The sequence below is a fragment of the Anaerobacillus sp. MEB173 genome (genome assembly GCF_052119505.1).
In the GTDB taxonomy this organism is placed as follows: domain Bacteria; phylum Bacillota; class Bacilli; order Bacillales; family JBJMAU01; genus JBJMAU01.
In genome coordinates this window covers 36,151-59,354 of record NZ_JBJMAU010000019.1, presented here as the reverse complement: position 1 = coordinate 59,354, position 23,204 = coordinate 36,151, and the positions used below count along the sequence as shown (strand labels likewise).

The following is a 23,204-nucleotide window of genomic DNA, read 5'->3' as shown; positions in this document are numbered from 1 at the left end:
GGCTACTAAATTGAATCACATCATTGCTGCCTTGCGACGAGTAAGCTCACTTCGATAGCATATACTTGTAGGCGCAGGAGCAAAAATGTCGCTCGATAGCGACCTATATAATATATCATTTTCCCAACCAGTATGTCAACTGTGTTTTTCGAGAAAATATTTTATCGCTTTGGCGACAAAAATAAATATACCATTACAAAATACTAAAGTCAACATCTATTATAAACTTTTTTTTGAACTTTAATACCTGCTTTGTTTTAATCTTTGACGAATATACTTTGAACATTCTTGCGGAGTTGCAAAACGTCGATAAACTTTGAAAATAATTTGATACCTTTCTTCCATTGCCCTTTTAACTACACCATCTATTCTCGAATCTCCAAGATCTAATAATAACTCTTCCATTTCTTTTTTTAGTAAATACTCTACCTCTTGAACTTCTTTACTACTTAATAAGACGCCTAACATGATGTGGTCACCTCTAATTCCAATATTGTTCTTGTTATTACCAAATTTTAAGTATTTTATTAAATCCTAATTAATTTTTTATTTTTCCTGTATATATTTTTAAGTCGTAATATGACTTTAAATGTATTCTCTGTACAACTGATGGAATTTTATTCATATCTTGTCCTTTCCTGCATAAATTTATTTTAGAATGCAATTCGGAACAGGGGGACTAATAATGAAATTCTTTTTAATCTGGAACGGGAAAAAAGTGAAGCAATACATGATCATTGTTGTTGCCGCTTTATTTGCTGCGGGTTTTCTTTATATTGAACGCAGCCACTTACCAGTCTTTTCAACGGCTGATGGTCCAAAAGCAATTCATAAGGTTGATACTGATGATAAAAAGGTCGCTCTTACCTTTAATATCAGTTGGGGGGATACAAAAGCTATACCCATTTTGGACATCTTAAAAGAGCGTGGAATTAATAATGCAACATTCTTTGTTTCGGCCGCTTGGGCTGAAAGGCATCCCGATATAATAAAACGGATTAGTGAGGATGGTCATGAGCTCGGGAACCATGGGTACCAGCACAAAAACTACCCTCAACTAGAAGACAAAAACATTCGCAGAGATATTCAGCTAGCACACGATACTTTAAATAAAGTAAGCGGTAAATCCCCAAGCTTATTAAGACCACCAAATGGTAACTTTGACAAACGAGTCCTTTCGATCGCTAAGTCTCAAGGTTATACAGTTGTTCACTGGAGTATCGACTCAAATGATTGGACTAATCCTGGTGTTGATGCCATTGTTAATAATGTAATGAACAATGTAAAAGGTGGAGGAGATATCATTCTTTTTCATGCCTCAGATTCTGTGAAGCAAACACATAAAGCCTTGCCTATCGTTATCGATCAACTAAAAAATCACGGATACTCCTTTTCATCTGTGTCTGATTTAATTGCTAGTACAGATGCCAAAAGTGAGGAAATTAAATAAAAAGAAGTGACAGATCAATGATCTGTCACTTCTTTTCTTTATTATTTGTACCAGTTAGCTTATGCAAAATTAACAGCTGCCACGTATTGGCAGTAAGTAATGGGGCAAAGTATATCCAAAGCCATTTCGGGTCGTTAACTCTAAGTGCTGGAATCCATTCAATTGTAGTGACAACGACAATAAAGAACAGTGCTGGAACAAAGGCTAACTTATTTGTCGCTTTACTTTTTAAATTTGCAATAATTAAGCCATAAATAAGCAACAATATTGGCATAATACTATAGTGTAATACAGTTTCTTCCGGGATCGCAAAAGCAACATAGCGGAAATAAATTAAATCAAAAATAACAAATGCAATAACAACAACTTGTACCTTATTCCATAGTTTGGGACTTTTGAAAATCCCTAAACCAAAGCGGTGAATCGTTAAGTAGGCAAAGAAACCCATTTGCGCGATAAGGCTCCACATTGCACTAATGCCCATCAGCCAAACAATCAAAAGTAGAAAACTAATAATCTCTCCACTTTTTAAATCTTGCCAATAGTTAGACCAATCTACTATAAGCCCTACTAATGTACCGCTGACTGAACCAATTAATAATGTCGAAAAAAATAAATAAACAGCTTTACGTGTATTCACGTTAACTTTTCCTCCACACTTCATTAAATCACTAATGATTAAATTGTAACAATGCTAGACATAAAAAGCTAGTTTTCTACAAAATCTTATGTATAAATTTTTCTATACTACACATAGTAAAGACAAAATGACACGAAAGGGGCAGAAAGATGGTTAGATTGGTTAAGCTACTCCCATTTTGCTTAATCATCATGATCTTTAGTGGTTGTGCTGCTGCAGAAGACCAAGGTGGGAATTCCCCTGATTATGAAAGTACGAAGAAAATGATGGTTGATATGCTTAAAACAGATGAAGGAAAAAAAGCGATTTCGGAAGTTCTAGGTGATGAGGAACTGAAACAACATATTCTAATGGACCAAGCATTTGTTAAGCAAACGGTTCAACAAACGTTGACATCTGAAAAAGGAAAGCAGTTCTGGAAAGAAACAATGCAAGATCCTGAATTTGCAAAAGCCTTTGCTGAAAGTATGCAAAAAGAAAATGAGCAAATATTAAAAAGCTTAATGAAAGATCCAGAATATCAGGGAATGATGATCGATATACTCAAAGATCCAGAAATGGAGAAAACGGTTTTAGATCTATTAAAAAGTAAAGAATATCGTCAACAGATGATGAATGTCATGTCAGAGGCTTTTGAAAGTCCTTATTTTAAAGCCCAGGTAAATGAAATATTAGCTAAAGTGACTAAAGAGCAAATGGAAAAAGAAGAAAAAAGCGGTGGCGGTGGCAGTGAAGGAGAAGGTGGCGGCAGCGCGTAAATCTTCTCAAAAAAAAGTTCCTCAATTGAGGAACTTTTTTCCTTATCAATTTTTTTCGATAATTCTTTCTGCAATTTGGCGGTATATTTGACCAATTGGATGATTTTCTTCGTAAATTGATGGAGCGAAATCGTTTTTCTTAACTTCTGGCTGTCCTAATGGTATTTGACCAAGAAGTTCAGTTTTAAGCTCTTGTGCAAGACGCTCTCCTCCGCCTTGTCCAAACACATATTCCTTCTCTCCAGTCAGCTTACTTTCAAAGTAAGACATGTTTTCAACTACACCAAGAATTTCATGGTTTGTTTTGATTGCCATTGTACCAGCACGAGCCGCTACAAATGCCGCTGTGGCATGTGGTGTTGTTACTAAAATTTCTTTACTGTGCGGTAACATTGTATGAATATCCAAAGCTACATCTCCAGTTCCAGGTGGTAAGTCCAGGATGATATAATCTAATTCACCCCACTCTACTTCGCTGAAGAAGTTATTTAGCATTTTTCCTAACATCGGCCCACGCCAAATAATTGGTGCATTATCTTCTACAAAGAATCCCATGGAAATGACTTTCACACCAAAACGTTCAACTGGATATATACGTTCACCTTTTACCTTTGGACGTTCTTCAATTCCCATCATGTCTGGTACACTAAAGCCATATATATCAGCGTCAATAATCCCAACACGCTTGCCTAAACGTGCTAGAGTAGTCGCAATATTTACAGAAACTGTTGATTTACCTACACCGCCTTTACCACTCGTTACAGCAATAAACGTTACTTTATCACCTTGTGATAATAATGATGCTACACCAACATCTTCTTTCCTTTGTCCGCCATGCTTAGCAACCTCTTCTGGTGTTAGCTCTTCAAAACGTAAGCCTACTGAATCAGCACCAGCCGCTTTAACAGCATTAACAATTTCCTGCTGAACTTGCATCTGTTCTGCTGTACCTGTTTGCACGAGAGCTATTTTTAGGCTTACATTATCTCCTTTAATTTTAATTTCACGGATTGCATCAATATCAACAATACCTTTATTTAAATTTGGTTCCTTAATTTGTTTTAGTGCATCGAGAACTTGTTCTTGAGTTAACAACCTAAAACACCATCCTTATATGTATTCGACTCCTTACTAAGTATAGCATAACTTATGAAAGGTTTCTGTTGCAAAAGTCACAATAAACTTTTACTGGGGTATGACATGCATTTGAATAAGTTAAATCAGGTCCCTCACTAAGAGGGATCTGATTCATTCGTATAATACCGTAATATTCCTTGATATATTGATGCTGCTATCTTCTCTTGATATTTCTCAGTATTTAGAAGCTCAGCCTCTGCTACATTTGATAAAAAACCAACCTCGACTAATGCACCCGGAATTTCTGCTTGTTTAAGTAAATAAACACTTCCGATCGGTTTTGCCTCACGAGTCGTATTTTCTAAATTTCGCCGAATCTCTTCTTGTATAAATTTTGATAACCGCTGATTATCATCAAGAGCACGATTATAAAAAGTTTGCGCTCCTCTCCACTTTGGTGATGGAATGGCATTGAGATGTACGCTTACAAACATATCACCACCAGCTTCATTGACTAGTTGAACGCGTCTTTTTAAATCTTGAATTTTTCTTTTTCGAATCCCTTTTAAGTCGGGATCTGCCAAATCTTGATCTTCTTCACGGGTCATCAAGACTAGAGCACCCGATTCTTGCAAATAATCCCTTAACTTTAAAGTTATGTCTAAAGCTACATCTTTCTCTAACAAACCATTTTTTGAAACCGCTCCTCCATCAGGACCGCCATGACCTGGATCAAGAATAATGACTTTTCCTGATAAAGGCAAATTCCATGATTCCCAAGAGTCATCATTTGTAAACTGATATTGGATAATAAATAATAAGAGTACAACCCCTAAGGAAAAAGCGCCGCCTTTCACCCATTTTTTCATGATACTCCCTCCTACTAATCATCCATATATGTATATTTGGACAAGAGGGAAATTATGTGAAGGCTGTACAAAAATAAATTAATGATTTATTTTAATTAGTGGAGCCGCATGCGGTACCTCATTTCTCCTTCTTTAAATCCTTGCTCCCACCAATGTATAATAAATGTCTCACAGGCGCTAGATATTGATTCCATGATTAGATCATTTTCATCACAGTATAAACTTAGGAATTCAGTCAATTTGTCCGTAATATCCTTTATTTTTTGAGAACTTCTTCTTTTCACTTTTCCAATTGCTTCACCATAATAACCAAAACGACTATACTCAGCACCAACTAAATAAGCATCAATAGCCAAATCAATACAAAAGTCTTCAATGAATGGATGATTCGTTAACTGCGGTGAGAATAGGCTTTCAAAATGTTCTCTTGTTTTATTTCTGATCGCAACTAACGATAATTTCCGTAACACCTTTCGTTCAAACATCCATTGTTTCTTACGCTGTTTATCAAAGAAGGTTGTAATGACAGTCATTCTCTCGCCTCCTTTTGTCTGTATTTGTTATATATCTTATCTTATTGAGTTATGAATTAAATTTATCTTAGTGTCAAACAAAAGAGGCCCTATCATTCCATGGAAATGTCTGTACGATTAACCAATTCATATTTTGAGATAGAACAAAAATAGATGATGGCAAAATGCGAAAATCTTCAATATGTACAAAAGTATACTTTTTACCCACAATCTACAACTTGATTTCACAAAAAAGACCCCCAAGCAAAGTTGCTTGAGAGCCTTGAAACGTAATGATATTAACGTTTTGAGAACTGAGGTGCACGACGTGCTGCTTTAAGACCGTATTTCTTACGTTCTTTCATACGAGCATCACGCGTTAAGAAACCTGCACGCTTAAGTACTGCACGGTATTCAGGATCTGCTTCAAGAAGCGCACGAGAAACACCATGACGGATTGCTCCTGCTTGTCCTGTATAGCCACCACCATCAACATTAACTAAAACATCATATTTACCTTCTGTTTCAGTTTCTACTAGTGGTTGTTTAACGATTAATTTTAATGTTTCTAATCCGAAGTACTCATCTAAATCACGTCCGTTGATCACGATACGTCCATCACCAGGAACTAAACGTACACGAGCAACAGAGTGCTTACGACGACCAGTACCATAATATTGTACTTGTGCCAAAGTAAAACCCTCCTTATTAATTATCCACGAAGTTCATAAACTTCTGGTTTTTGTGCTTGGTGTGGATGCTCACTACCAGCATATACATGTAACTTCATACCTTGAGCGCGGCCAAGAGTATTTTTTGGTAGCATACCTTTAACTGCTAACTCAATCATTCTGTCCGGACGCTTAGCAAGCATTTCCCCAGCAGTTGTTTGCTTTAAACCACCTGGGTGATTGCTGTGACGGTAGTAAACTTTATCAGTAAGTTTTTTACCTGTTAAATGAATTTTCTCTGCATTAATAACAATTACGAAATCTCCTGTATCCACGTGTGGAGTAAATGTCGGTTTATTTTTTCCACGAAGGATCGAAGCAACTTCACTAGCTAGACGACCTAAAGTTTGACCTTCAGCGTCTACCACATACCATTTACGATCAACTTCGTTGGCTTTTGCCATATATGTCGTACGCATGTTTTCCCTCCTGCTAACACTTTCATTATTTATAATTTCATTCCATAGTCTTCTTGCAACATTCCATAACCCGGGGCTAGTGGGTTTAGAAATACCATCAATAATCATATAACATTTGTTTTTCGGTGTCAACACAATGTTACACTAGGATCAGTTGTCATATGTTACTTTCCATAAGAATAATCCGTGTCCAGGTGCCGTTTTCCCCGCCATATCACGGTTTTTTGCCTCTAAAATAGATTTTATTTCCTCTGATTTTTTTTTATGAATCCCTACCTCTAACAGCGTTCCTACGAGAATACGCACCATATTATAAAGAAATCCATTCCCTACAAAACGAAAAACAAGCTCATCATTATCTTCTAAAATTTCAATTTCTGAAATTGTTCTTGTTTTATCATCAACACTTGTTTTTGCTGAACAAAATGATGTAAAGTCATGAGTCCCGACTATGTATTCAGCTGCTTCCCGCATGTCGTCAATATTTAAAGGGGATGGGTAGTGATACGTATAGGAACGGCGAAAAACATCTTGAAGTTCAGTTCGTAATACACGATAACGATATTCCTTTTTTATGACATTGAACCTGGCATGAAATTCATTTGATACTTCTTCTACTTTTTTTACAACGATATCCGTCGGCAGTAGAGCGCGTAATGCTTTTTGCCAATTTTCGCATGGGATGTCCAAAGGAGTATCAAAGTGAATTACTTGACCTTCTGCATGAACGGTTGCATCCGTTCGGCCTGAACCAACAACAGGAATATGCCTGCCTTTATGGATCTTGTTTAAACTTGCTTCAATCTCTCCTTGTACCGTTCTTTTTTGCGGTTGTACCTGGTACCCGGAGAATCCTGAACCATCATAGGCAATCGTGCATTTCAATCGTTTCATCCATTACTCACCTACAAGTACTTTTGTTTTTTATTTATGATCTTAAGAAAAATAGTAGGATAGCTAATAATAGTAAGCTTACTAACATTAGAGAATCTTTATGCGACCATTGTAATTCTCTTAATTTCGTTCTTCCTTCCCCACCGCGGTACCCTCTTGCTTCCATTGCCAACGCCAAGTCTTCAGCTCTTTTAAAGGCATTAATAAACAGCGGTATTAAGAGTGGAACTAAAGCTCTTGCCCGATCCTTTAATGAGCCAGATCCAAAATCAGCTCCTCTTGCCATTTGAGCCTTAATAATCTTCTCTGTTTCTTGTAATAACGTCGGAATAAACCGCAATGAAATCGACATCATTAATGCAAGCTCATGAGCGGGTAAACCAAAGCGCTTAAAAGGGGATAACAAGCTTTCAAGACCATCTGTTAAATCAATTGGTGTTGTCGTTAATGTTAAGAGCGATGTCATCATGATTAGAAATAATAAGCGCATGGCTATAAATGCTCCTTGAATAACACCGCCGCTATAAATTTCGAACCAGCCAATTTCAAGCAGGAGATGGCCATCCTTGGTCATAAACAGATGAAGTAAAAAGGTGATCAATATAATAATAAACACTGGCCGTAATCCTTTATAAATAAAGCGCAGTGGAACTTGTGATATAAGAACAGTCATAATTGTAACCGCACCCAAAATACTATAGGCTGTCCAATTATTTGCCAAAAAGACGACTAGTACAAAAATAAAGACTCCGATTAGTTTTGATCGGGCATCAAACCTGTGGATCAGAGAACTACCTTGAATGTATTGACCAATAATAATATTTTTAAACATACTACGTCCCCTTCTTCATCAATAGCCGATCAATTTCTTCAGCAACTTGATCGACTGTAAATACATCATGTGGAAGCTTGCACCCGAATTGTTCTTCCACTTTCAATATAAACTTAACCGTTTCAGGTACATCTAAACCAATGGAATGTAACCTGTCTGCTGATTTGAAGACTTCACTAGGGGCACCTTTTATAAATACACTGCCTTTATCCATCACGATAATCTCATCAGCGAATGTAGCAGCATCCTCCATACTATGAGTCACTAATATCGTTGTCATTTCTTTTTCCTTATGCAGGTGATAAAACATCTTCATGATGTCTTGTCTCCCTTGCGGATCAAGACCAGCTGTTGGCTCATCTAAAATAAGTATATTTGGCTCAACCGCGAGAACACTCGCAATTGCCACACGTCTCATCTGACCACCACTAAGATCAAAGGGCGACCTTCCGAGAATGGTTTCAGGTAATCCGACTGTTTCTAAGAGTGCTCGAGCTCTTCGCTTTGCCTCTCGCTCTGGGATACCAAAATTCATTGGACCAAAACAGATATCTTTTTCAACTGTTTCGTCAAAAAGTTGATGCTCCGGATATTGAAAGACCATACCTACATGTTTTCGCAGCTGTTTTAATTGTTTATTTTTTTTATTAGCTTCAATCAACCATTGCCCAATTGTAATTTTGCCGCTCGTTGGTTTTAATAAACCATTTAAATGCTGAACTAGAGTCGATTTTCCAGAGCCTGTATGGCCAATCACTGCAACAAATGAACCTGAAGAAATTGATAGATTAATATTTTTTAGTGCTAAGCTTTCAAATGGCGTTTTTTGCATATAACAGTGCTCTACATTTTCAAATGTAATGTCCATAGTTCATTCACCAATTCTTCCTGAGTTAAAGAGCTATTTGATATATTGATGCCTTTTTCTAGTAATTTTTGCCGTAATTTAATCGAGAAGGGTAAGTCAAGCCCAAGCCTTATAAGCTCTTCGCCATTTTGAAACACTTCCTCAGGACTACCTTCTTTCACAATTTCACCTTGGTTTAATACAATGATTCGATCTGCACGAATGGCTTCTTCCAAATCATGAGTAATTGATAATAACGTAATCCCTTCCTCATGATTCAGACGTTCAACAGTACTGATGACTTCTTTACAGCCCATCGGGTCAAGCATTGATGTCGCTTCATCCAGAATCATGATCGATGGTTGCATGGCTAATATCCCTGCAATTGCCACGCGCTGCTTTTGACCACCTGATAATCGATGTGGTTCATGATCCAAAAAGCCCTCCATATTCACTTTACTTACACTGTCTTGAATACGCTGCTTCATTTCTTCTCGTTCTATGCCAAGGTTCTCCAATCCAAAGGCAATATCATCTCTTACAGTTGTTGCTACGAGCTGATTATCTGGATTTTGAAAAACAACTCCTACACGCCGCCGTATTTCCCAAAGCTCATCCATTTCAGTTGTCCTAAATCCTTCAACAACAACACTTCCATGCTGCGGAAGCAATAATCCATTGAGAAGCTTTGCTAATGTCGACTTTCCAGAACCATTATGTCCAACAATAGCCAGCCACTCCCCTTTATAAACAGAAAGATTTATTCCCTGTAAGGCCCACTCATCTCCTTCATCATACTGAAAAGAAAGGTTAGCCACTTTAATTAACTCCTTCAAAAAATCACCCTCTTATAGTTTAGAGTGTAAAGTTTAGAGTTTAGAGTGTAAAGTATTTAGTTACAGCTTCGAGGTCTTTTTGACTGAAGTAAACTACTTGAAATACTTCTGTGAATTACTAACAAACAACTCTAAATTCTAAACTCTAAATTCTAAATTCTATAAAAAAAGGGCATAGCTCAGTACTTTGAAAGTTACTGTCTCGCCCTGTGAAAAACCGTTAAGTTATTAAACTAATTCGATGAAAACCATTGGAGCACCGTCACCTTTACGAGGTCCAATTTTAAGGATACGAGTGTATCCGCCTTGACGGTCTTCATAACGTGGTGCAATATCAGCGAATAACTTTTGGATTGCATCAGTACCCGCTTCTTGATCCGCTACTTCACGACGGATAAAAGCTGCAGCTTGACGACGTGCATGTAGATCGCCACGCTTTCCAAGAGTAATCATTTTCTCAACGATAGAACGTAACTCCTTCGCCTTTGCTTCAGTAGTTTGGATTCTTTCGTTGATAATTAAATCAGTAGCTAAATCACGGAATAATGCTTTACGAGCTGCACTATTACGTCCTAATTTTGCGTATGCCATTTCAGTTTCCCTCCTTTTAAATAAATCTGCAGAAGAGTTGAGGTGCACATAAGTAAACAGACTGAAGCATGGACTATTCGTCTTTGCGAAGACCTAGTCCAAGCTCACCTAATTTCTCTTGTACTTCCTCTAACGATTTACGTCCTAAATTACGAACTTTCATCATATCTTCTTCTGTCTTATGAGTTAATTCTTGCACCGTATTGATACCGGCACGTTTCAAACAATTATAAGAGCGAACAGATAAATCAAGTTCTTCAATCGTCATTTCAAGAACTTTTTCTTTCTGGTCTTCTTCTTTTTCAACCATGATTTCTGCATTTTGAGCTTGATCAGTTAACCCAACAAATATGTTTAAGTGTTCAGTTAAAATCTTCGCTCCAAGTGACACTGCTTCCTCTGGTCGAATGCTTCCATCAGTCCATACATCAAGGGTTAGTTTGTCGTAGTTAGTTACTTGTCCTACACGTGTATTTTCCACTTGGAAATTAACACGTGACACTGGTGTGTAGATGGAATCGATCGGAAGAACACCTATTAGTTGATCTTCTTTTTTGTTTCCATCGGCTGGAACATATCCACGGCCGCGACGTGCTGTTAAACGCATATGGAAGTTTGCGCCTTTAGATAATGTAGCAATGTGCAAATCTGGGTTCAGAATATCCACATCACTATCATGTGTTAGATCAGCTGCTGTAATTACGCCTTCACCTTGTGCATCTATTTCTAAAGTCTTTTCTTCATCTGAATAAATCTTTAGAGCTAACTGTTTTAAATTTAGTATGATTGTTGTTACGTCTTCTACTACACCTTCGACTGTAGAGAACTCATGCAATACACCATCAATTTGTACTGATGTAACTGCAGCACCAGGAAGCGATGATAACAGGATACGACGAAGAGAGTTCCCCAAAGTAGTCCCATATCCTCTTTCCAGTGGCTCTACAACAAATTTTCCATATTTAGCATCGTCATTGATTTCAACCGTTTCAATTTTTGGTTTTTCGATTTCAATCATTAAACAAACCCTCCTTCAAAACGTCGAAACTCCGGAAGACAACAACTCAGGAAGTCTTACCGGAATTCCCCATCAGGCAGTTCCCGACCGTGTACAACCTAATTAGTCAATAGCTTGTAAGAACCGTTCATGTTGGGTAAAAAATACTTTCTTACACATTATTGACACTTAAAGGAAATCTATACAAGCTATTTTTTCTTTTTTTATACTCGACGACGTTTTGGTGGACGGCAACCATTATGAGGAACTGGAGTTACATCACGAATCATGCTTACTTCTAGTCCAACAGCTTGTAATGAACGAATTGCCGCTTCACGACCAGCACCAGGTCCTTTTACAGAAACTTCTACAGTTTTCATACCGTGCTCCATAGCAGCTTTTCCTGCAGTTTCAGCAGCCATCTGTGCAGCAAATGGAGTAGATTTACGAGAACCTTTGAAGCCTAATCCACCTGAGCTAGCCCAAGATACAGCATTACCGTGCATGTCAGTGATCGTTACGATTGTGTTGTTAAAAGTTGAGCGGATATGTGCAATTCCAGCTTCAATATTTTTACGTTGACGACGCTTTGAACGAGTATTCGTCTTTGCTTTAGCCATTCTATTTAACCTCCTTTACTATTTTTTCTTGTTTGCTACTGTACGACGAGGTCCTTTACGTGTACGAGCATTGTTTTTACTGTTTTGTCCACGAACTGGTAAACCACGACGATGACGGATGCCACGGTAACTACCAATTTCAATTAGACGTTTAATGTTAAGTGAAACCTCACGACGAAGGTCACCTTCTACTGTATATGCTTCAACAGCTTCACGGATCTTTCCAAGTTCCTCTTCTGTTAGATCACGCACACGAGTATTTTCAGATACACCAGCTTCAGCAAGAATCTTAGAAGCAGTTGTTCTACCGATACCGTATACATATGTTAGAGAGATAACCACGCGTTTGTCACGAGGAATATCCACACCTGCAATACGTGCCATTATGGGAGCACCTCCTTTATTTATCCTTGTTTTTGTTTATGTTTAGGGTTTTCGCAAATTACCATGATCGTACCTTTACGACGGATAACTTTACACTTTTCGCAAATCGGTTTGACTGATGGTCTTACCTTCATGTTTAATTACCTCCTTGTAAGATGGAGTACAGTCAAAAATTAAAAGACTAACTTATTTATAACGATACGTGATTCGACCACGTGTTAAATCATATGGAGACAATTCAACCGTCACTTTATCACCAGGTAAGATACGTATAAAGTGCATACGAATTTTACCAGAGACATGTGCTAAAATTTTATGCCCATTTTCAAGTTCAACTCGAAACATTGCATTCGGTAATGGTTCAATTACCGTACCTTCAACTTCAATTACATCTTCCTTAGCCATGAATTTACTCTCCTTCCTTCAGTTCATTTTCAGTTAGGTAGGCAGAAACTACATACCGTAACCTCGCATTTGTTACACGACCAGTTTCTTGGATACTCGATTGTACTTCAGGAGATATATAGTCAATTAACTCAAGATGAAGTAAGTTTTTTTTCTTCGCTCGATCAACTTTACGTTTATCTCCATCCGCAATGTAGACAAATCGTGAATCCTCGATTCGAACGATAACACTTAATTCACCAGCATCTCTTCCTCTTAAAACCCGGACAAATTGTCCGACTTGAGGCAGCGACTCAGGATCTTTCATTTTATTTATCACCTTTTCTTAGGCTTTTGTTAAAATTTCGTACCCTGTCTCCGTAATAGCAATAGTATGTTCAAAATGAGCACACATTTTTCCGTCAGTAGTTACTACCGTCCAATTATCTGCTAATGTCCGAACATAACGTGTACCAGCATTCACCATTGGTTCAATCGCAAGTACCATTCCAGGCTTTAACCTTGGTCCTTTTCCAGGAGGTCCGTAATGAGGAATTTGTGGGTCCTCATGAAGATCTTGACCAACACCATGTCCAACATACTCACGAACAATCGAAAATCCCATTGGTTCGACGTAAGATTGGATCGCATGGGAGATATTCGATAATCTCTCTCCTGGCTTAGCTTCAGCTAAACCTTTATATAGTGATTCTTCTGTAACATCAAGCAGCTTTTGCGTTTCATCTGAAATCGATCCAACTGCATATGTCCATGCTGAGTCACCGTGGTAACCATTGTATTGTGCACCAATGTCAATACTGATAATATCACCATCTTTAAGTACCCGTTCTCCTGGAATTCCGTGTACCAATTCTTCATTTACTGAAGTGCAGATACTACCTGTAAATCCATTATAGCCTTTAAAAGATGGAATTGCTCCTTGCTTACGTATAAACTGTTCAGCAATTTTATCTAATTCGATTGTAGAGATACCAGGCTTGATGTGATCTTTCAACTCTTGATGTGTAAGGGCGACAATCCTACCAGCTTCCCGCATGATGTCAATTTCCCTTGGCGTCTTACAAATAATCATTAACGAAGTCCTTTCAAAAGCTGATCAATATCTTCAAACACCTTATTGATATCCTGCTTACCATCAACATTTTTTAAATAACCTTTTTCAGTGTAAAAATCAATAAGTGGCTGCGTTTGTTTAATGTTAACTTCTAAACGTTGTGCAACCGTTTCAGGCTTATCATCTTCACGCTGAATTAGCTTGCTGCCGTCCTTATCACAAATTCCTTCCACTTTAGGCGGGTTAAAAATTACATGATATGACGCACCAGATGTTGGAGATACCCAACGGCCAGTTAATCGTTCCATTAAGTCTTCTTTAGGCACTTCAACATTGATAACATAGTCAATTTTGCGTCCTAAATCAGATAGAATATTTTCAAGAGCATCTGCTTGAGCAACTGTACGAGGAAATCCATCTAATAAAAACCCTTTTGCACAATCATCTTTGCTTAGGCGCTCTCTTACAATCCCAATTGTTACTTCATCAGGAACAAGGTTTCCCGCGTCCATGAATGTTTTTGCTTTTAATCCTAACTCAGTTTCATCCTTAATTGCTGCTCGAAACATATCACCAGTAGAAATATGTGGCACACCATATTTTTCAACAATTTTCTCGGCCTGAGTACCTTTACCAGCACCAGGAAGTCCCATTAATACAAGATTCATAGTATCCCCTCCATCATTCCGATTTTAACAACTTGAGGCAACGGAAAGCAATCAAAAGCTTTCCTATTCCCTCTTTACTTAATAAAGCCTTTATAATGACGTTTAATCAATTGACTTTCAATTTGCTTCATTGTATCTAATGCTACAGCAACAACAATTAGTAAACCTGTACCACCGATTTGAACTGCAGGTGGCAAATCTGCTAACCGAGTAAAAAATACTGGGATAATTGAAATGGCAGCTAAGAAAAGAGCACCTACAAAAGTTAAACGATATAAAATGCGCGTTAAGTAGACCTGAGTTGTTTTACCGGGACGAATGCCTGGGACATATCCACCTTGTTTTTTTAGATTTTCGGCCATTTGTTCTGGATTTACTTGAATGAATGTATAGAAGTACGTAAACCCAATGATAAGCAATGCATAAATGATCATTCCGATCGTATTTGTATAATCAAATACTTGACCAACCCATAAAGCTATAGCATTATCATCTCCGAAAAATCCAGCAATTGTTGGTGGGAATATGAATATTGCTAGTGCAAAAATAACTGGTATTACCCCAGCAGCATTTACTTTTAACGGTAAATGCGTAGATTGTCCACCGACGGGATTTCTGCCAACTAGACGCTTAGCATATTGAACAGGGATCTTACGAAGCGCTTGATGTACAAAAATAACACCAACAATAATTCCGATTGTCGCAATCAATAGTAAGACAACAGTAACAATTCCCCAAAAGAGGCCTTCCCCTGCATCTTGAATTTGAGTCGCATACAACTGGTTCACACCATTTGGAATTGCCGCAGCAATACCCCCGAAAATAATAATCGAAATTCCGTTACCTACACCTTTAGCTGTGATTTGTTCACCAAGCCACATTAAAAAGGCTGTTCCTGCTGTAAGAACTAAAGCAATAAATATATATTTTGCAATGCTTGGGTCAGGTATTAAACCTGGCATAAGTCGATTAAAGCCTACAGACATACCAATACCTTGCACAAAAGCCAAACCTATTGTACTGTAACGCGTAACTTGCGCTAGTTTACGACGCCCAGCTTCACCTTGTTTAGCCCACTCCGCAAACTTCGGCACAACATCCATTTGGAGTAATTGAACTACAATTGATGCTGTGATATATGGCATGATACCCATTGCAAAGATTGAGAAGTTTTCTAAAGCTCCACCACCAAATGTATTTAAAAAGCCAAAGGCATTCATTTGATCCTGAAACTGCAATACTTCAGCATTTGCACCTGGTACAGGGATAAAAGTCCCGATTCGAAATACTATGAGCATGAGTAGGGTGAAAATGACTTTTCGTCTTAGATCACCCACGCGCATAATATTGGAGATCGTCTCGAACATTAAATCACCTCAGTTTTTCCACCGGCAGCTTCAATCGCTTCTACTGCAGATGCAGAGAATTTGTTCGCTTTAACAGTAAGTTTAGCTTCAAGCTTACCGTTACCAAGGATCTTAATTCCATCCTTCGCTTTGCTTACTACACCTGTTTCAATTAATAATTCTGGTGTAACTTCTGTCCCTGCGTCAAAACGATTTAATGTCTCAACATTTACAATTGCGTATTCTTTACGTGTTGGGTTTGTAAAACCACGTTTTGGTAAACGTCTGTAAAGTGGGTTTTGACCACCTTCAAAACCTGGACGAACCCCACCACCTGAACGAGCGTTTTGTCCTTTATGTCCACGTCCTGCAGTTTTACCGTTACCCGAACCGATACCGCGACCTACGCGATTACGCACTTTACGTGAACCTTCAGCAGGTTTCAACTCATGAAGTTTCATATTTGGCACCTCCTCATTCATTTTATTGTGTATTATGCTTCAATTTCTTTCACAGTTACAAGGTGAGACACCTTATTCACCATTCCACGAATTGCAGCATTATCTTCTTGAACGACAGTTTGATGTACTTTACGTAACCCTAATGTGTTAACAGTGATACGTTGATCTTCTGGACGACCAATCAAACTACGTGTGAGGGTAATTTCTAATTTAGCCATTTGATTTCCCTCCCTTATCCTAATAGTTCTTCAACAGATTTTCCGCGTAACTTCGCTACTTCTTCCGCACGCTTAAGGTTCTTAAGACCTTCAACAGTTGCACGAACCATATTAATTGGGTTATTTGAACCTAATGATTTAGATAAAATGTCACCAACACCAGCAAGTTCTAACACCGCACGTACAGGTCCTCCAGCAATAACCCCTGTACCTTCAGATGCAGGCTTTAAAAGTACGTTTCCTGCGCCAAAACGTCCAATTATTTGGTGTGGAATTGTTGTACCAACAACAGGTACTGTAATTAAATTTTTCTTAGCGTCTTCAATCGCTTTACGGATCGCTTCTGGTACTTCCTGAGCTTTACCCATTCCGAATCCTACGTGTCCGTTCTTATCTCCGACTACAACCAATGCAGCAAAACGGAAACGACGTCCACCTTTAACAACCTTCGCTACACGGTTGACAGCTACTACTCTTTCTTCAAGCTCCAGCGTATTTGGGTCAATTCGCACTATTTTTCCCTCCTTTTTACCTTAGAATTGTAATCCAGCTTGGCGCGCTGCGTCAGCCAATTCTTTAATTCTTCCATGGTATAAATAACCGCCGCGGTCAAATACCACTGTTTCATGTCCTTTTTCGACTGCACGTTTTGCTACTAATTCGCCAACTTTTTTAGCTGCTTCTACATTTCCACCGTTTTCTAAATTAAGTTCCTTGTCTAAGCTTGATGCTGATGCAATTGTTACACCTGAAACATCATCAATTAATTGTGCATAGATATGCTTAGAAGAACGGAAAACGTTTAAGCGTGGACGTTCAGCTGTGCCAGTTACTGTACGACGAACGTGTGCATGTCTTTTCTTACGAGCCAAATTTCTATTCGACTTAGTAATCATGGAACGTCACTCCTTTCCGTTTAACTTGCTTTATTTACCAGTTTTACCCTCTTTACGACGCACATACTCACCTTCATAACGAATACCTTTTCCTTTGTAAGGCTCAGGTAAACGAACGGCACGGATATTAGAAGCAATAGCTCCTACGCGCTCTTTATCAATACCTTTAACGATCACTTTCGTGTTTGAAGGTACTTCAATTTCGATTCCTTGTTCAGGAACGATTTCTACTGGGTGTGAGTAACCTACGTTAAGAACTAGCTTTTGACCAGACTTTGTTGCACGGTATCCGACCCCGATTAGTTCTAAAGCTTTCTCATAACCTTTAGTTACACCTTCAACCATGTTACTAACTACACTACGAGTAGTTCCGTGTAAAGCACGGTGAAGTTTTTGGTCAGAAGGACGTTCAACTGTGATGATGTTCTCTTCAATCTTCACAGCGATTTCCGGGTGAAGCTCACGAGTTAATTCACCTTTAGGTCCTTTAACCGTAATATTATTATTATCAAGTGTTACTGTTACACCACTTGGAATTTCAATTGGTTTTTTCCCGATACGAGACATGATTACACCTCCATTCCTGTACGTTATCTTACCAAACGTATGCTAGTACTTCTCCGCCAACTTGTTGTTGACGTGCTTCTTTGTCTGTAATTACTCCACTAGATGTAGAAATAACTGCAATTCCTAATCCACCAAGTACGCGAGGTACTTCATTAGCTTTTGCATAGACACGAAGTCCTGGTTTACTAATACGTTTTAATCCTGTAATTACACGCTCATTATCTGAACCGTACTTTAAGAAAATACGGATGATGCCTTGTTTGCTGTCTTCGATATATTCAACATCACGAATGAATCCTTCGCGCTTAAGAATTTCAGCAACTTGCTTTTTAATATTTGATGCAGGTAATTCTAACTTTTCGTGACGAACTGTATTTGCATTACGAATACGAGTTAGCATATCTGCAATTGGATCTGTCATGACCATTCGTTTTTACCTCCTTCCCGTGCTTGGGCTTACCAACTAGCTTTTTTAACGCCAGGTATTTGACCTTTATATGCAAGCTCGCGGAAACAAATTCTGCAAAGCTTAAATTTACGTATGACTGAGTGAGGACGACCACAACGTTCGCAGCGAGTATACTCTTGAACTTTGAACTTTTGAGGGCGCTTCTGTTTAGCAATCATCGATTTTTTCGCCAAAGTGTTCACTCCTCCTTAGGTTTTTTGCCTATTATTTTTGGAACGGCATTCCCATTTGAGTTAATAACTCACGAGATTCTTCATCAGTATTTGCTGTAGTTACGATAACGATATCCATACCACGAACTTTGTCTACTTTATCATAATCAATCTCTGGGAAAATCAATTGTTCTTTAACACCTAATGTATAGTTTCCACGGCCGTCAAATGACTTTTTAGAGATACCTCTGAAGTCACGTACACGCGGTAATGAAATTGAAACTAATTTATCTAAAAACTCATACATGCGCTCTCCACGTAGAGTAACTTTCGCACCGATAGGCATTCCTTCACGAAGTTTGAAACCTGCGATAGATTTCTTTGCTTTCGTAATTACTGGTTTTTGACCAGAGATAGCAGTTAATTCCTCAACAGCTTTGTCTAAAGCTTTTGCGTTAGATACTGCGTCACCTACGCCCATGTTAATAACGATTTTTTCAAGTTTTGGCACAGCCATAATTGAAGAGTAGTTAAACTTCTCAACAAGAGAAGAAACGATCTCATTTTGATACTTCTCTTTCAAACGGTTCATGCGTTTGACCTCCTTTCGTCACCTGACTACTTATCTAATACTTCGCCAGACTTCTTAGCAATACGTACTTTTTTTCCGTTCTCAACTTTATATCCTACGCGAGTTGGCTCGCCACTTTTAGGATCAATTGGCATAACGTTAGAAGCATGAATTGGTGCCTCTTTGTTTAAAATGCCGCCTTGCGGGTTATCTTGTGAAGGTTTTGCATGTTTCTTAACCATGTTTACTCCTTCAACAAGTACTCGCTCTTTTTTAGGAAAAGACTCTAAAATTACGCCTTGTTTCCCTTTGTCTTTACCAGAGATCACTTTTACAGTGTCACCTTTTTTTACGTGCATTATCGCACCTCCTCCTTATAAGGCTATCGTTCACTTTCCTTATCCACGAGTTTCTTAAAGAACCTCAGGAGCTAGGGAAACGATTTTCATAAATTGGTTCTCACGAAGTTCACGAGCAACCGGTCCAAAGATACGTGTTCCACGAGGACTCTTATCGTCTTTGATAATTACTGCTGCATTCTCATCGAACTTGATATATGATCCGTCTGCACGGCGAGCTCCGCTCTTCGTACGAACGATTACCGCTCTTACAACGTCACCTTTCTTGACAACGCCACCTGGTGTAGCTTGTTTTACCGAACAAACAATTACATCACCAATGTTAGCAGTTTTACGTCCAGTTCCTCCTAATACTTTGATACAAAGTACTTCACGAGCACCAGAGTTATCAGCAACTTTTAAACGACTTTCCTGTTGAATCATACGATCCTACCTCCCTTCAAAAAAACAATACCGAACTAGTTTTATTAGATGATTACAGCTTCTTCTACTACTTCAACTAATCGGAAACGCTTATCTTTTGATAATGGACGAGTCTCCATAATCTTTACGATGTCACCAGCTTTTGCTGTGTTGTTTTCATCATGTGCTTTCATTTTCTTAGAATACTTAACGCGTTTGCCGTATAACTTATCTTTTTTATAAGTTTCAACAAGAACTGTAATGGTTTTGTCCATTTTGTCAGATACTACGCGTCCAGTATATACTTTACGTTGGTTGCGTTCACTCATTGTGCAAACCTCCTCTCAATTATCCGTTATTGATCCCTAGCTCACGCTCACGTAATACAGTTTTAGCACGAGCGATTGCTTTACGAACTTCACGAATGCGGGCTGGATTATCCAATTGTCCAGTCGCTAATTGAAAGCGAAGGTTGAATAATTCTTCTTTAAGTGACTTTGCTTTTTGCTCTACTTCAGCAGTGGTTAAGTTACGAATATCATTAGCTTTCATTTACGTCACCACCCACTTCTTCGCGTTTTACAAACTTACATTTTACAGGTAATTTATGCATTGCTAATCGTAATGCTTCACGTGCGACTTCTTCAGAAACCCCCGCAATTTCAAACATAACTTTACCAGGTTTAACAACAGCTACCCAGCCTTCTGGCGCCCCTTTACCGGAACCCATACGTACTTCTAAAGGTTTTGCAGTGTAAGGTTTAGATGGGAAAATCTTAATCCAAACTTTACCACCACGCTTCATATAACGAGTCATCGCAATACGAGCTGCTTCTATTTGACGGTTTGTAATCCAAGATGCTTCAACAGCTTGTAAACCGTATTCACCAAACTTAACTTCTGTACCGCCTTTTGCACGTCCGCGCATTTTTCCACGGTGTTCACGACGGTATTTAACACGTTTTGGCAATAACATGATTATTTTCCTCCTTCCTCTTTTTTCGTTCCTTTCGTTGGAAGGACTTCACCACGATAAATCCAGATCTTAACGCCTAATTTACCGTAAGTAGTGTCTGCTTCAGCAGTTCCGTAATCGATATCAGCACGTAATGTGTGAAGTGGAACTGTTCCTTCGCTATAGTGTTCAGAACGAGCGATATCTGCGCCACCTAAACGGCCAGATACTTCAGTTTTAATACCTTTTGCGCCTGCACGCATAGTTCTTTGAATCGCTTGTTTCATTGCACGACGGAATGAAATACGATTTTCTAATTGACGAGCAATATTTTCTGCAACCAATTTCGCATCCATGTCAGCTTGTTTGATTTCAAAAATATTGATGTGTACTCTCTTACCAGTTAGGCTATTTAGTGCTTTACGTAATGCTTCTACTTCAGATCCGCCTTTCCCGATTACCATACCCGGTTTAGCAGTAGAGATAGTAATATTTACGCGATTTGCAGCACGTTCAATTTCAATTTTTGATACAGATGCATCTTTAAGACGTTTTTCAACATACTCACGAATTTTAATATCTTCGTGAAGTAGGTCTGCATAGTCTTTCTCAGCGTACCATTTTGACTCCCAGTCACGGATAACTCCGACACGAAGTCCAATCGGATTAACTTTTTGACCCACGCTTTATCCCTCCTTCTTTTCTGAAACAACGATTGTAATGTGACTTGTGCGCTTGTTAATACGACTTGCACGACCCATCGCACGTGGACGGAAACGTTTTAAAGTTACGCCTTCATCAACAAACACTTCACTGATTACTAAGTTTTCTGGTTCCATTTCATAATTATGCTCCGCATTTGCGATCGCAGAGTTTAATAGCTTCTCAACAACTGGAGATGCTGATTTTGGTGTGTGACGAAGAATTGCGATTGCTTCGCCAACTTGCTTGCCCCGAATCAAGTCTACAACTAAGCGAACCTTACGAGGAGCAATACGCACTTGTTTAGCAACTGCTTTAGCTTGCATTGATAGTACCTCCTCTCTTATTAACGTCTTGTTTTCTTATCGTCTGCTGCATGGCCTTTATAAGTTCTTGTCGGAGCGAACTCCCCAAGCTTATGTCCAACCATATCTTCAGAGATATAAACAGGAACGTGCTTGCGTCCATCGTATACTGCGATAGTGTGTCCGATAAACTCCGGGAAAATTGTTGATCGACGTGACCAAGTTTTAATTACTTTCTTATCATTCTTCTCGTTCATTTCTTCCACTTTTTTCATCAAGTGGTCATCGACAAAAGGTCCTTTTTTTAAGCTACGACCCATGAATGAACCTCCCTTCGCGATTGGGCTACGGTTCCTGCGAACCGTAGTGCAATCCCGTTATTTTTTACGACGACGTACAATGTACTTGTCTGATTGTTTGTTTTTCTTACGAGTTTTGTAACCAAGAGTTGGTTTACCCCATGGTGACATTGGTGATTTGCGTCCGATTGGTGAACGGCCTTCACCACCACCGTGTGGGTGATCATTAGGGTTCATTACAGAACCACGAACTGTTGGACGTTTACCTAACCAACGTGAGCGACCTGCTTTACCAATGTTAATTAGTTCATGTTCAACGTTTCCTACTTGACCGATTGTAGCACGGCAAGTTGAAAGGATCATACGAGTTTCACCTGAATTCAAGCGAACTAATACATATTGTCCTTCTTTACCAAGTAATTGAGCTTCAGTTCCAGCAGAACGAACTAATTGTCCGCCGCGTCCTGGCTTTAACTCAATATTGTGGATTACAGTACCAACAGGAATATTTGTAAGAGGTAATGCGTTTCCTACCTTAATATCCGCTTCTGGCCCTGACATGATTTCCATGCCTACTTTTAATCCTTTTGGTGCTAAGATGTAACGCTTCTCACCATCAGCATAATTGATTAATGCAATGTTAGCTGTACGGTTTGGATCATATTCGATCGTGGCAACGCGTCCTGGAATGCCATCTTTGTTACGTTTGAAGTCAATAACACGGTATTGACGCTTATGTCCACCACCTTGGTGACGAACTGTTAATTTACCTTGATTGTTACGACCGCCTTTTTTGTGTAAAGGGGCTAACAATGATTTTTCTGGTTTGTCTGTAGTGATTTCTGCGAAATCTGATACAGACATTCCGCGACGACCGGCACTGGTCGGTTTATACTTTTTGATCGCCATTTTGGTTTC

40 protein-coding genes are annotated in these 23,204 nt (G+C 38.8%); 2 read left to right on the top strand and 38 right to left on the bottom strand.

Features of this window, described 5'->3' with window-relative positions:
- Positions 1-240 precede the first annotated feature (240 nt).
- A complete protein-coding gene (locus ACJ2A9_RS20635) occupies positions 241-468 on the bottom strand; it encodes a hypothetical protein (RefSeq protein WP_441423583.1) in 228 nt (75 codons plus the stop codon).
- Between the two features lie 217 nt (positions 469-685).
- Here ACJ2A9_RS20635 and pdaB point away from each other — a divergent pair, with 217 nt between their 5' ends.
- A complete protein-coding gene (gene pdaB / locus ACJ2A9_RS20630) occupies positions 686-1,450 on the top strand; it encodes a polysaccharide deacetylase family sporulation protein PdaB (protein ID WP_441423582.1) in 765 nt (254 codons plus the stop codon).
- Between the two features lie 25 nt (positions 1,451-1,475).
- Here the strand turns inward: pdaB and ACJ2A9_RS20625 are convergent, their stop codons facing one another.
- Positions 1,476-2,090: a KinB-signaling pathway activation protein gene (locus ACJ2A9_RS20625; RefSeq protein ID WP_441423581.1), complete on the bottom strand. Its 615-nt coding sequence runs from the start codon at positions 2,088-2,090 to the stop codon at positions 1,476-1,478.
- Between the two features lie 149 nt (positions 2,091-2,239).
- Here ACJ2A9_RS20625 and gerD point away from each other — a divergent pair, with 149 nt between their 5' ends.
- A complete protein-coding gene (gerD, locus tag ACJ2A9_RS20620; RefSeq protein ID WP_441423580.1) occupies positions 2,240-2,848 on the top strand; it encodes a spore germination lipoprotein GerD in 609 nt (202 codons plus the stop codon).
- A 45-nt stretch (positions 2,849-2,893) separates the two neighbouring features.
- Here the strand turns inward: gerD and ACJ2A9_RS20615 are convergent, their stop codons facing one another.
- The 36 genes from ACJ2A9_RS20615 to rplB all read right to left on the bottom strand — a co-directional run bounded on the left by ACJ2A9_RS20615 (position 2,894) and on the right by rplB (position 23,195).
- Positions 2,894-3,943 (bottom strand): Mrp/NBP35 family ATP-binding protein, encoded by a 1,050-nt coding sequence (locus ACJ2A9_RS20615; protein ID WP_441423579.1) that lies wholly within the window; start codon positions 3,941-3,943, stop codon positions 2,894-2,896.
- Between the two features lie 137 nt (positions 3,944-4,080).
- A complete protein-coding gene (gene cwlD / locus ACJ2A9_RS20610) occupies positions 4,081-4,794 on the bottom strand; it encodes an N-acetylmuramoyl-L-alanine amidase CwlD (RefSeq protein WP_441423578.1) in 714 nt (237 codons plus the stop codon).
- A 95-nt stretch (positions 4,795-4,889) separates the two neighbouring features.
- A complete protein-coding gene (locus tag ACJ2A9_RS20605; protein WP_441423577.1) occupies positions 4,890-5,327 on the bottom strand; it encodes a DUF2521 family protein in 438 nt (145 codons plus the stop codon).
- Between the two features lie 278 nt (positions 5,328-5,605).
- Entirely contained in the window at positions 5,606-5,998 is a 393-nt protein-coding gene (gene rpsI / locus ACJ2A9_RS20600; protein ID WP_441423576.1) for a 30S ribosomal protein S9, read from the bottom strand.
- A gap of 20 nt (positions 5,999-6,018) precedes the next feature.
- Positions 6,019-6,456 carry a 50S ribosomal protein L13 gene (rplM, locus tag ACJ2A9_RS20595; protein ID WP_441423575.1) on the bottom strand — a complete coding sequence of 146 codons (438 nt, stop codon included), beginning with the start codon at positions 6,454-6,456 and terminating at the stop codon, positions 6,019-6,021.
- Positions 6,457-6,606: 150 nt separating this feature from the next.
- Positions 6,607-7,350: a tRNA pseudouridine(38-40) synthase TruA gene (gene truA, locus ACJ2A9_RS20590; RefSeq protein WP_441423574.1), complete on the bottom strand. Its 744-nt coding sequence runs from the start codon at positions 7,348-7,350 to the stop codon at positions 6,607-6,609.
- Positions 7,351-7,384: 34 nt separating this feature from the next.
- On the bottom strand, positions 7,385-8,182 hold the full coding sequence (locus ACJ2A9_RS20585; protein WP_441423573.1) for an energy-coupling factor transporter transmembrane component T family protein: 798 nt from the start codon (positions 8,180-8,182) through the stop codon (positions 7,385-7,387).
- A 1-nt stretch (position 8,183) separates the two neighbouring features.
- Entirely contained in the window at positions 8,184-9,050 is an 867-nt protein-coding gene (locus tag ACJ2A9_RS20580) for an energy-coupling factor ABC transporter ATP-binding protein (RefSeq protein ID WP_441423572.1), read from the bottom strand.
- A complete protein-coding gene (locus tag ACJ2A9_RS20575) occupies positions 9,026-9,865 on the bottom strand; it encodes an energy-coupling factor ABC transporter ATP-binding protein (RefSeq protein ID WP_441423571.1) in 840 nt (279 codons plus the stop codon). Before ACJ2A9_RS20575 ends, ACJ2A9_RS20580 begins: the two co-directional genes overlap by 25 nt.
- 228 nt (positions 9,866-10,093) lie before the next feature.
- Entirely contained in the window at positions 10,094-10,456 is a 363-nt protein-coding gene (gene rplQ / locus ACJ2A9_RS20570) for a 50S ribosomal protein L17 (RefSeq protein ID WP_441423570.1), read from the bottom strand.
- Between the two features lie 73 nt (positions 10,457-10,529).
- Positions 10,530-11,474: a DNA-directed RNA polymerase subunit alpha gene (locus tag ACJ2A9_RS20565; protein WP_441423569.1), complete on the bottom strand. Its 945-nt coding sequence runs from the start codon at positions 11,472-11,474 to the stop codon at positions 10,530-10,532.
- A 203-nt stretch (positions 11,475-11,677) separates the two neighbouring features.
- On the bottom strand, positions 11,678-12,073 hold the full coding sequence (gene rpsK, locus ACJ2A9_RS20560) for a 30S ribosomal protein S11 (protein WP_441423568.1): 396 nt from the start codon (positions 12,071-12,073) through the stop codon (positions 11,678-11,680).
- 18 nt (positions 12,074-12,091) lie between these two features.
- Complete coding sequence (gene rpsM, locus ACJ2A9_RS20555) at positions 12,092-12,457, bottom strand: 30S ribosomal protein S13 (RefSeq protein ID WP_441423567.1); 366 nt, start codon at positions 12,455-12,457, stop codon at positions 12,092-12,094.
- Between the two features lie 20 nt (positions 12,458-12,477).
- A complete protein-coding gene (rpmJ, locus tag ACJ2A9_RS20550) occupies positions 12,478-12,591 on the bottom strand; it encodes a 50S ribosomal protein L36 (protein WP_142505991.1) in 114 nt (37 codons plus the stop codon).
- 52 nt (positions 12,592-12,643) lie between these two features.
- Positions 12,644-12,862, bottom strand: a complete 219-nt coding sequence (gene infA, locus ACJ2A9_RS20545; RefSeq protein WP_010896341.1) for a translation initiation factor IF-1 — start codon at positions 12,860-12,862, stop codon at positions 12,644-12,646.
- 4 nt (positions 12,863-12,866) lie between these two features.
- Positions 12,867-13,169 (bottom strand): KOW motif-containing protein, encoded by a 303-nt coding sequence (locus tag ACJ2A9_RS20540; protein ID WP_441423566.1) that lies wholly within the window; start codon positions 13,167-13,169, stop codon positions 12,867-12,869.
- Between the two features lie 18 nt (positions 13,170-13,187).
- Complete coding sequence (map, locus tag ACJ2A9_RS20535) at positions 13,188-13,934, bottom strand: type I methionyl aminopeptidase (RefSeq protein WP_441423565.1); 747 nt, start codon at positions 13,932-13,934, stop codon at positions 13,188-13,190.
- Complete coding sequence (locus ACJ2A9_RS20530; protein WP_441423564.1) at positions 13,934-14,584, bottom strand: adenylate kinase; 651 nt, start codon at positions 14,582-14,584, stop codon at positions 13,934-13,936. Before ACJ2A9_RS20530 ends, map begins: the two co-directional genes overlap by 1 nt.
- A 74-nt stretch (positions 14,585-14,658) precedes the next feature.
- Positions 14,659-15,951 (bottom strand): preprotein translocase subunit SecY, encoded by a 1,293-nt coding sequence (secY, locus tag ACJ2A9_RS20525; RefSeq protein WP_441423563.1) that lies wholly within the window; start codon positions 15,949-15,951, stop codon positions 14,659-14,661.
- Entirely contained in the window at positions 15,951-16,391 is a 441-nt protein-coding gene (gene rplO, locus ACJ2A9_RS20520) for a 50S ribosomal protein L15 (RefSeq protein ID WP_441423562.1), read from the bottom strand. The genes secY and rplO overlap by 1 nt, the downstream gene beginning before the upstream one ends.
- A gap of 32 nt (positions 16,392-16,423) precedes the next feature.
- The gene (gene rpmD / locus ACJ2A9_RS20515; RefSeq protein ID WP_441423561.1) at positions 16,424-16,609 is read right to left on the bottom strand and encodes a 50S ribosomal protein L30; all 186 of its coding nucleotides are present in this window, start codon (positions 16,607-16,609) and stop codon (positions 16,424-16,426) included.
- A gap of 14 nt (positions 16,610-16,623) precedes the next feature.
- A complete protein-coding gene (rpsE, locus tag ACJ2A9_RS20510) occupies positions 16,624-17,124 on the bottom strand; it encodes a 30S ribosomal protein S5 (RefSeq protein ID WP_441423586.1) in 501 nt (166 codons plus the stop codon).
- Between the two features lie 18 nt (positions 17,125-17,142).
- On the bottom strand, positions 17,143-17,505 hold the full coding sequence (gene rplR / locus ACJ2A9_RS20505) for a 50S ribosomal protein L18 (protein WP_441423560.1): 363 nt from the start codon (positions 17,503-17,505) through the stop codon (positions 17,143-17,145).
- A 30-nt stretch (positions 17,506-17,535) separates the two neighbouring features.
- The gene (gene rplF, locus ACJ2A9_RS20500) at positions 17,536-18,072 is read right to left on the bottom strand and encodes a 50S ribosomal protein L6 (RefSeq protein ID WP_441423559.1); all 537 of its coding nucleotides are present in this window, start codon (positions 18,070-18,072) and stop codon (positions 17,536-17,538) included.
- A gap of 28 nt (positions 18,073-18,100) precedes the next feature.
- The gene (gene rpsH / locus ACJ2A9_RS20495) at positions 18,101-18,499 is read right to left on the bottom strand and encodes a 30S ribosomal protein S8 (protein ID WP_441423558.1); all 399 of its coding nucleotides are present in this window, start codon (positions 18,497-18,499) and stop codon (positions 18,101-18,103) included.
- A 29-nt stretch (positions 18,500-18,528) separates the two neighbouring features.
- Positions 18,529-18,714, bottom strand: coding sequence for a 30S ribosomal protein S14 (gene rpsN / locus ACJ2A9_RS20490; RefSeq protein ID WP_011064535.1), 186 nt, complete (start codon positions 18,712-18,714; stop codon positions 18,529-18,531).
- Positions 18,715-18,745: 31 nt separating this feature from the next.
- On the bottom strand, positions 18,746-19,285 hold the full coding sequence (gene rplE / locus ACJ2A9_RS20485; RefSeq protein ID WP_441423557.1) for a 50S ribosomal protein L5: 540 nt from the start codon (positions 19,283-19,285) through the stop codon (positions 18,746-18,748).
- A 26-nt stretch (positions 19,286-19,311) separates the two neighbouring features.
- Positions 19,312-19,623, bottom strand: coding sequence for a 50S ribosomal protein L24 (gene rplX, locus ACJ2A9_RS20480; RefSeq protein WP_441423556.1), 312 nt, complete (start codon positions 19,621-19,623; stop codon positions 19,312-19,314).
- Between the two features lie 54 nt (positions 19,624-19,677).
- On the bottom strand, positions 19,678-20,046 hold the full coding sequence (gene rplN / locus ACJ2A9_RS20475; protein WP_441423555.1) for a 50S ribosomal protein L14: 369 nt from the start codon (positions 20,044-20,046) through the stop codon (positions 19,678-19,680).
- A gap of 44 nt (positions 20,047-20,090) precedes the next feature.
- Positions 20,091-20,354, bottom strand: a complete 264-nt coding sequence (rpsQ, locus tag ACJ2A9_RS20470) for a 30S ribosomal protein S17 (RefSeq protein ID WP_441423554.1) — start codon at positions 20,352-20,354, stop codon at positions 20,091-20,093.
- A gap of 19 nt (positions 20,355-20,373) precedes the next feature.
- Positions 20,374-20,577, bottom strand: a complete 204-nt coding sequence (gene rpmC / locus ACJ2A9_RS20465; protein WP_441423553.1) for a 50S ribosomal protein L29 — start codon at positions 20,575-20,577, stop codon at positions 20,374-20,376.
- Positions 20,567-21,001: a 50S ribosomal protein L16 gene (rplP, locus tag ACJ2A9_RS20460; RefSeq protein WP_441423552.1), complete on the bottom strand. Its 435-nt coding sequence runs from the start codon at positions 20,999-21,001 to the stop codon at positions 20,567-20,569. The genes rpmC and rplP overlap by 11 nt, the downstream gene beginning before the upstream one ends.
- A gap of 2 nt (positions 21,002-21,003) precedes the next feature.
- Positions 21,004-21,663, bottom strand: coding sequence for a 30S ribosomal protein S3 (gene rpsC, locus ACJ2A9_RS20455; RefSeq protein WP_441423551.1), 660 nt, complete (start codon positions 21,661-21,663; stop codon positions 21,004-21,006).
- Positions 21,664-21,666: 3 nt separating this feature from the next.
- Positions 21,667-22,008, bottom strand: a complete 342-nt coding sequence (gene rplV / locus ACJ2A9_RS20450; protein ID WP_441423550.1) for a 50S ribosomal protein L22 — start codon at positions 22,006-22,008, stop codon at positions 21,667-21,669.
- A gap of 20 nt (positions 22,009-22,028) precedes the next feature.
- On the bottom strand, positions 22,029-22,307 hold the full coding sequence (gene rpsS, locus ACJ2A9_RS20445; RefSeq protein WP_441423549.1) for a 30S ribosomal protein S19: 279 nt from the start codon (positions 22,305-22,307) through the stop codon (positions 22,029-22,031).
- A gap of 57 nt (positions 22,308-22,364) precedes the next feature.
- Positions 22,365-23,195, bottom strand: coding sequence for a 50S ribosomal protein L2 (rplB, locus tag ACJ2A9_RS20440; protein WP_441423548.1), 831 nt, complete (start codon positions 23,193-23,195; stop codon positions 22,365-22,367).
- Between the last annotated feature and the right edge of the window lie 9 nt (positions 23,196-23,204).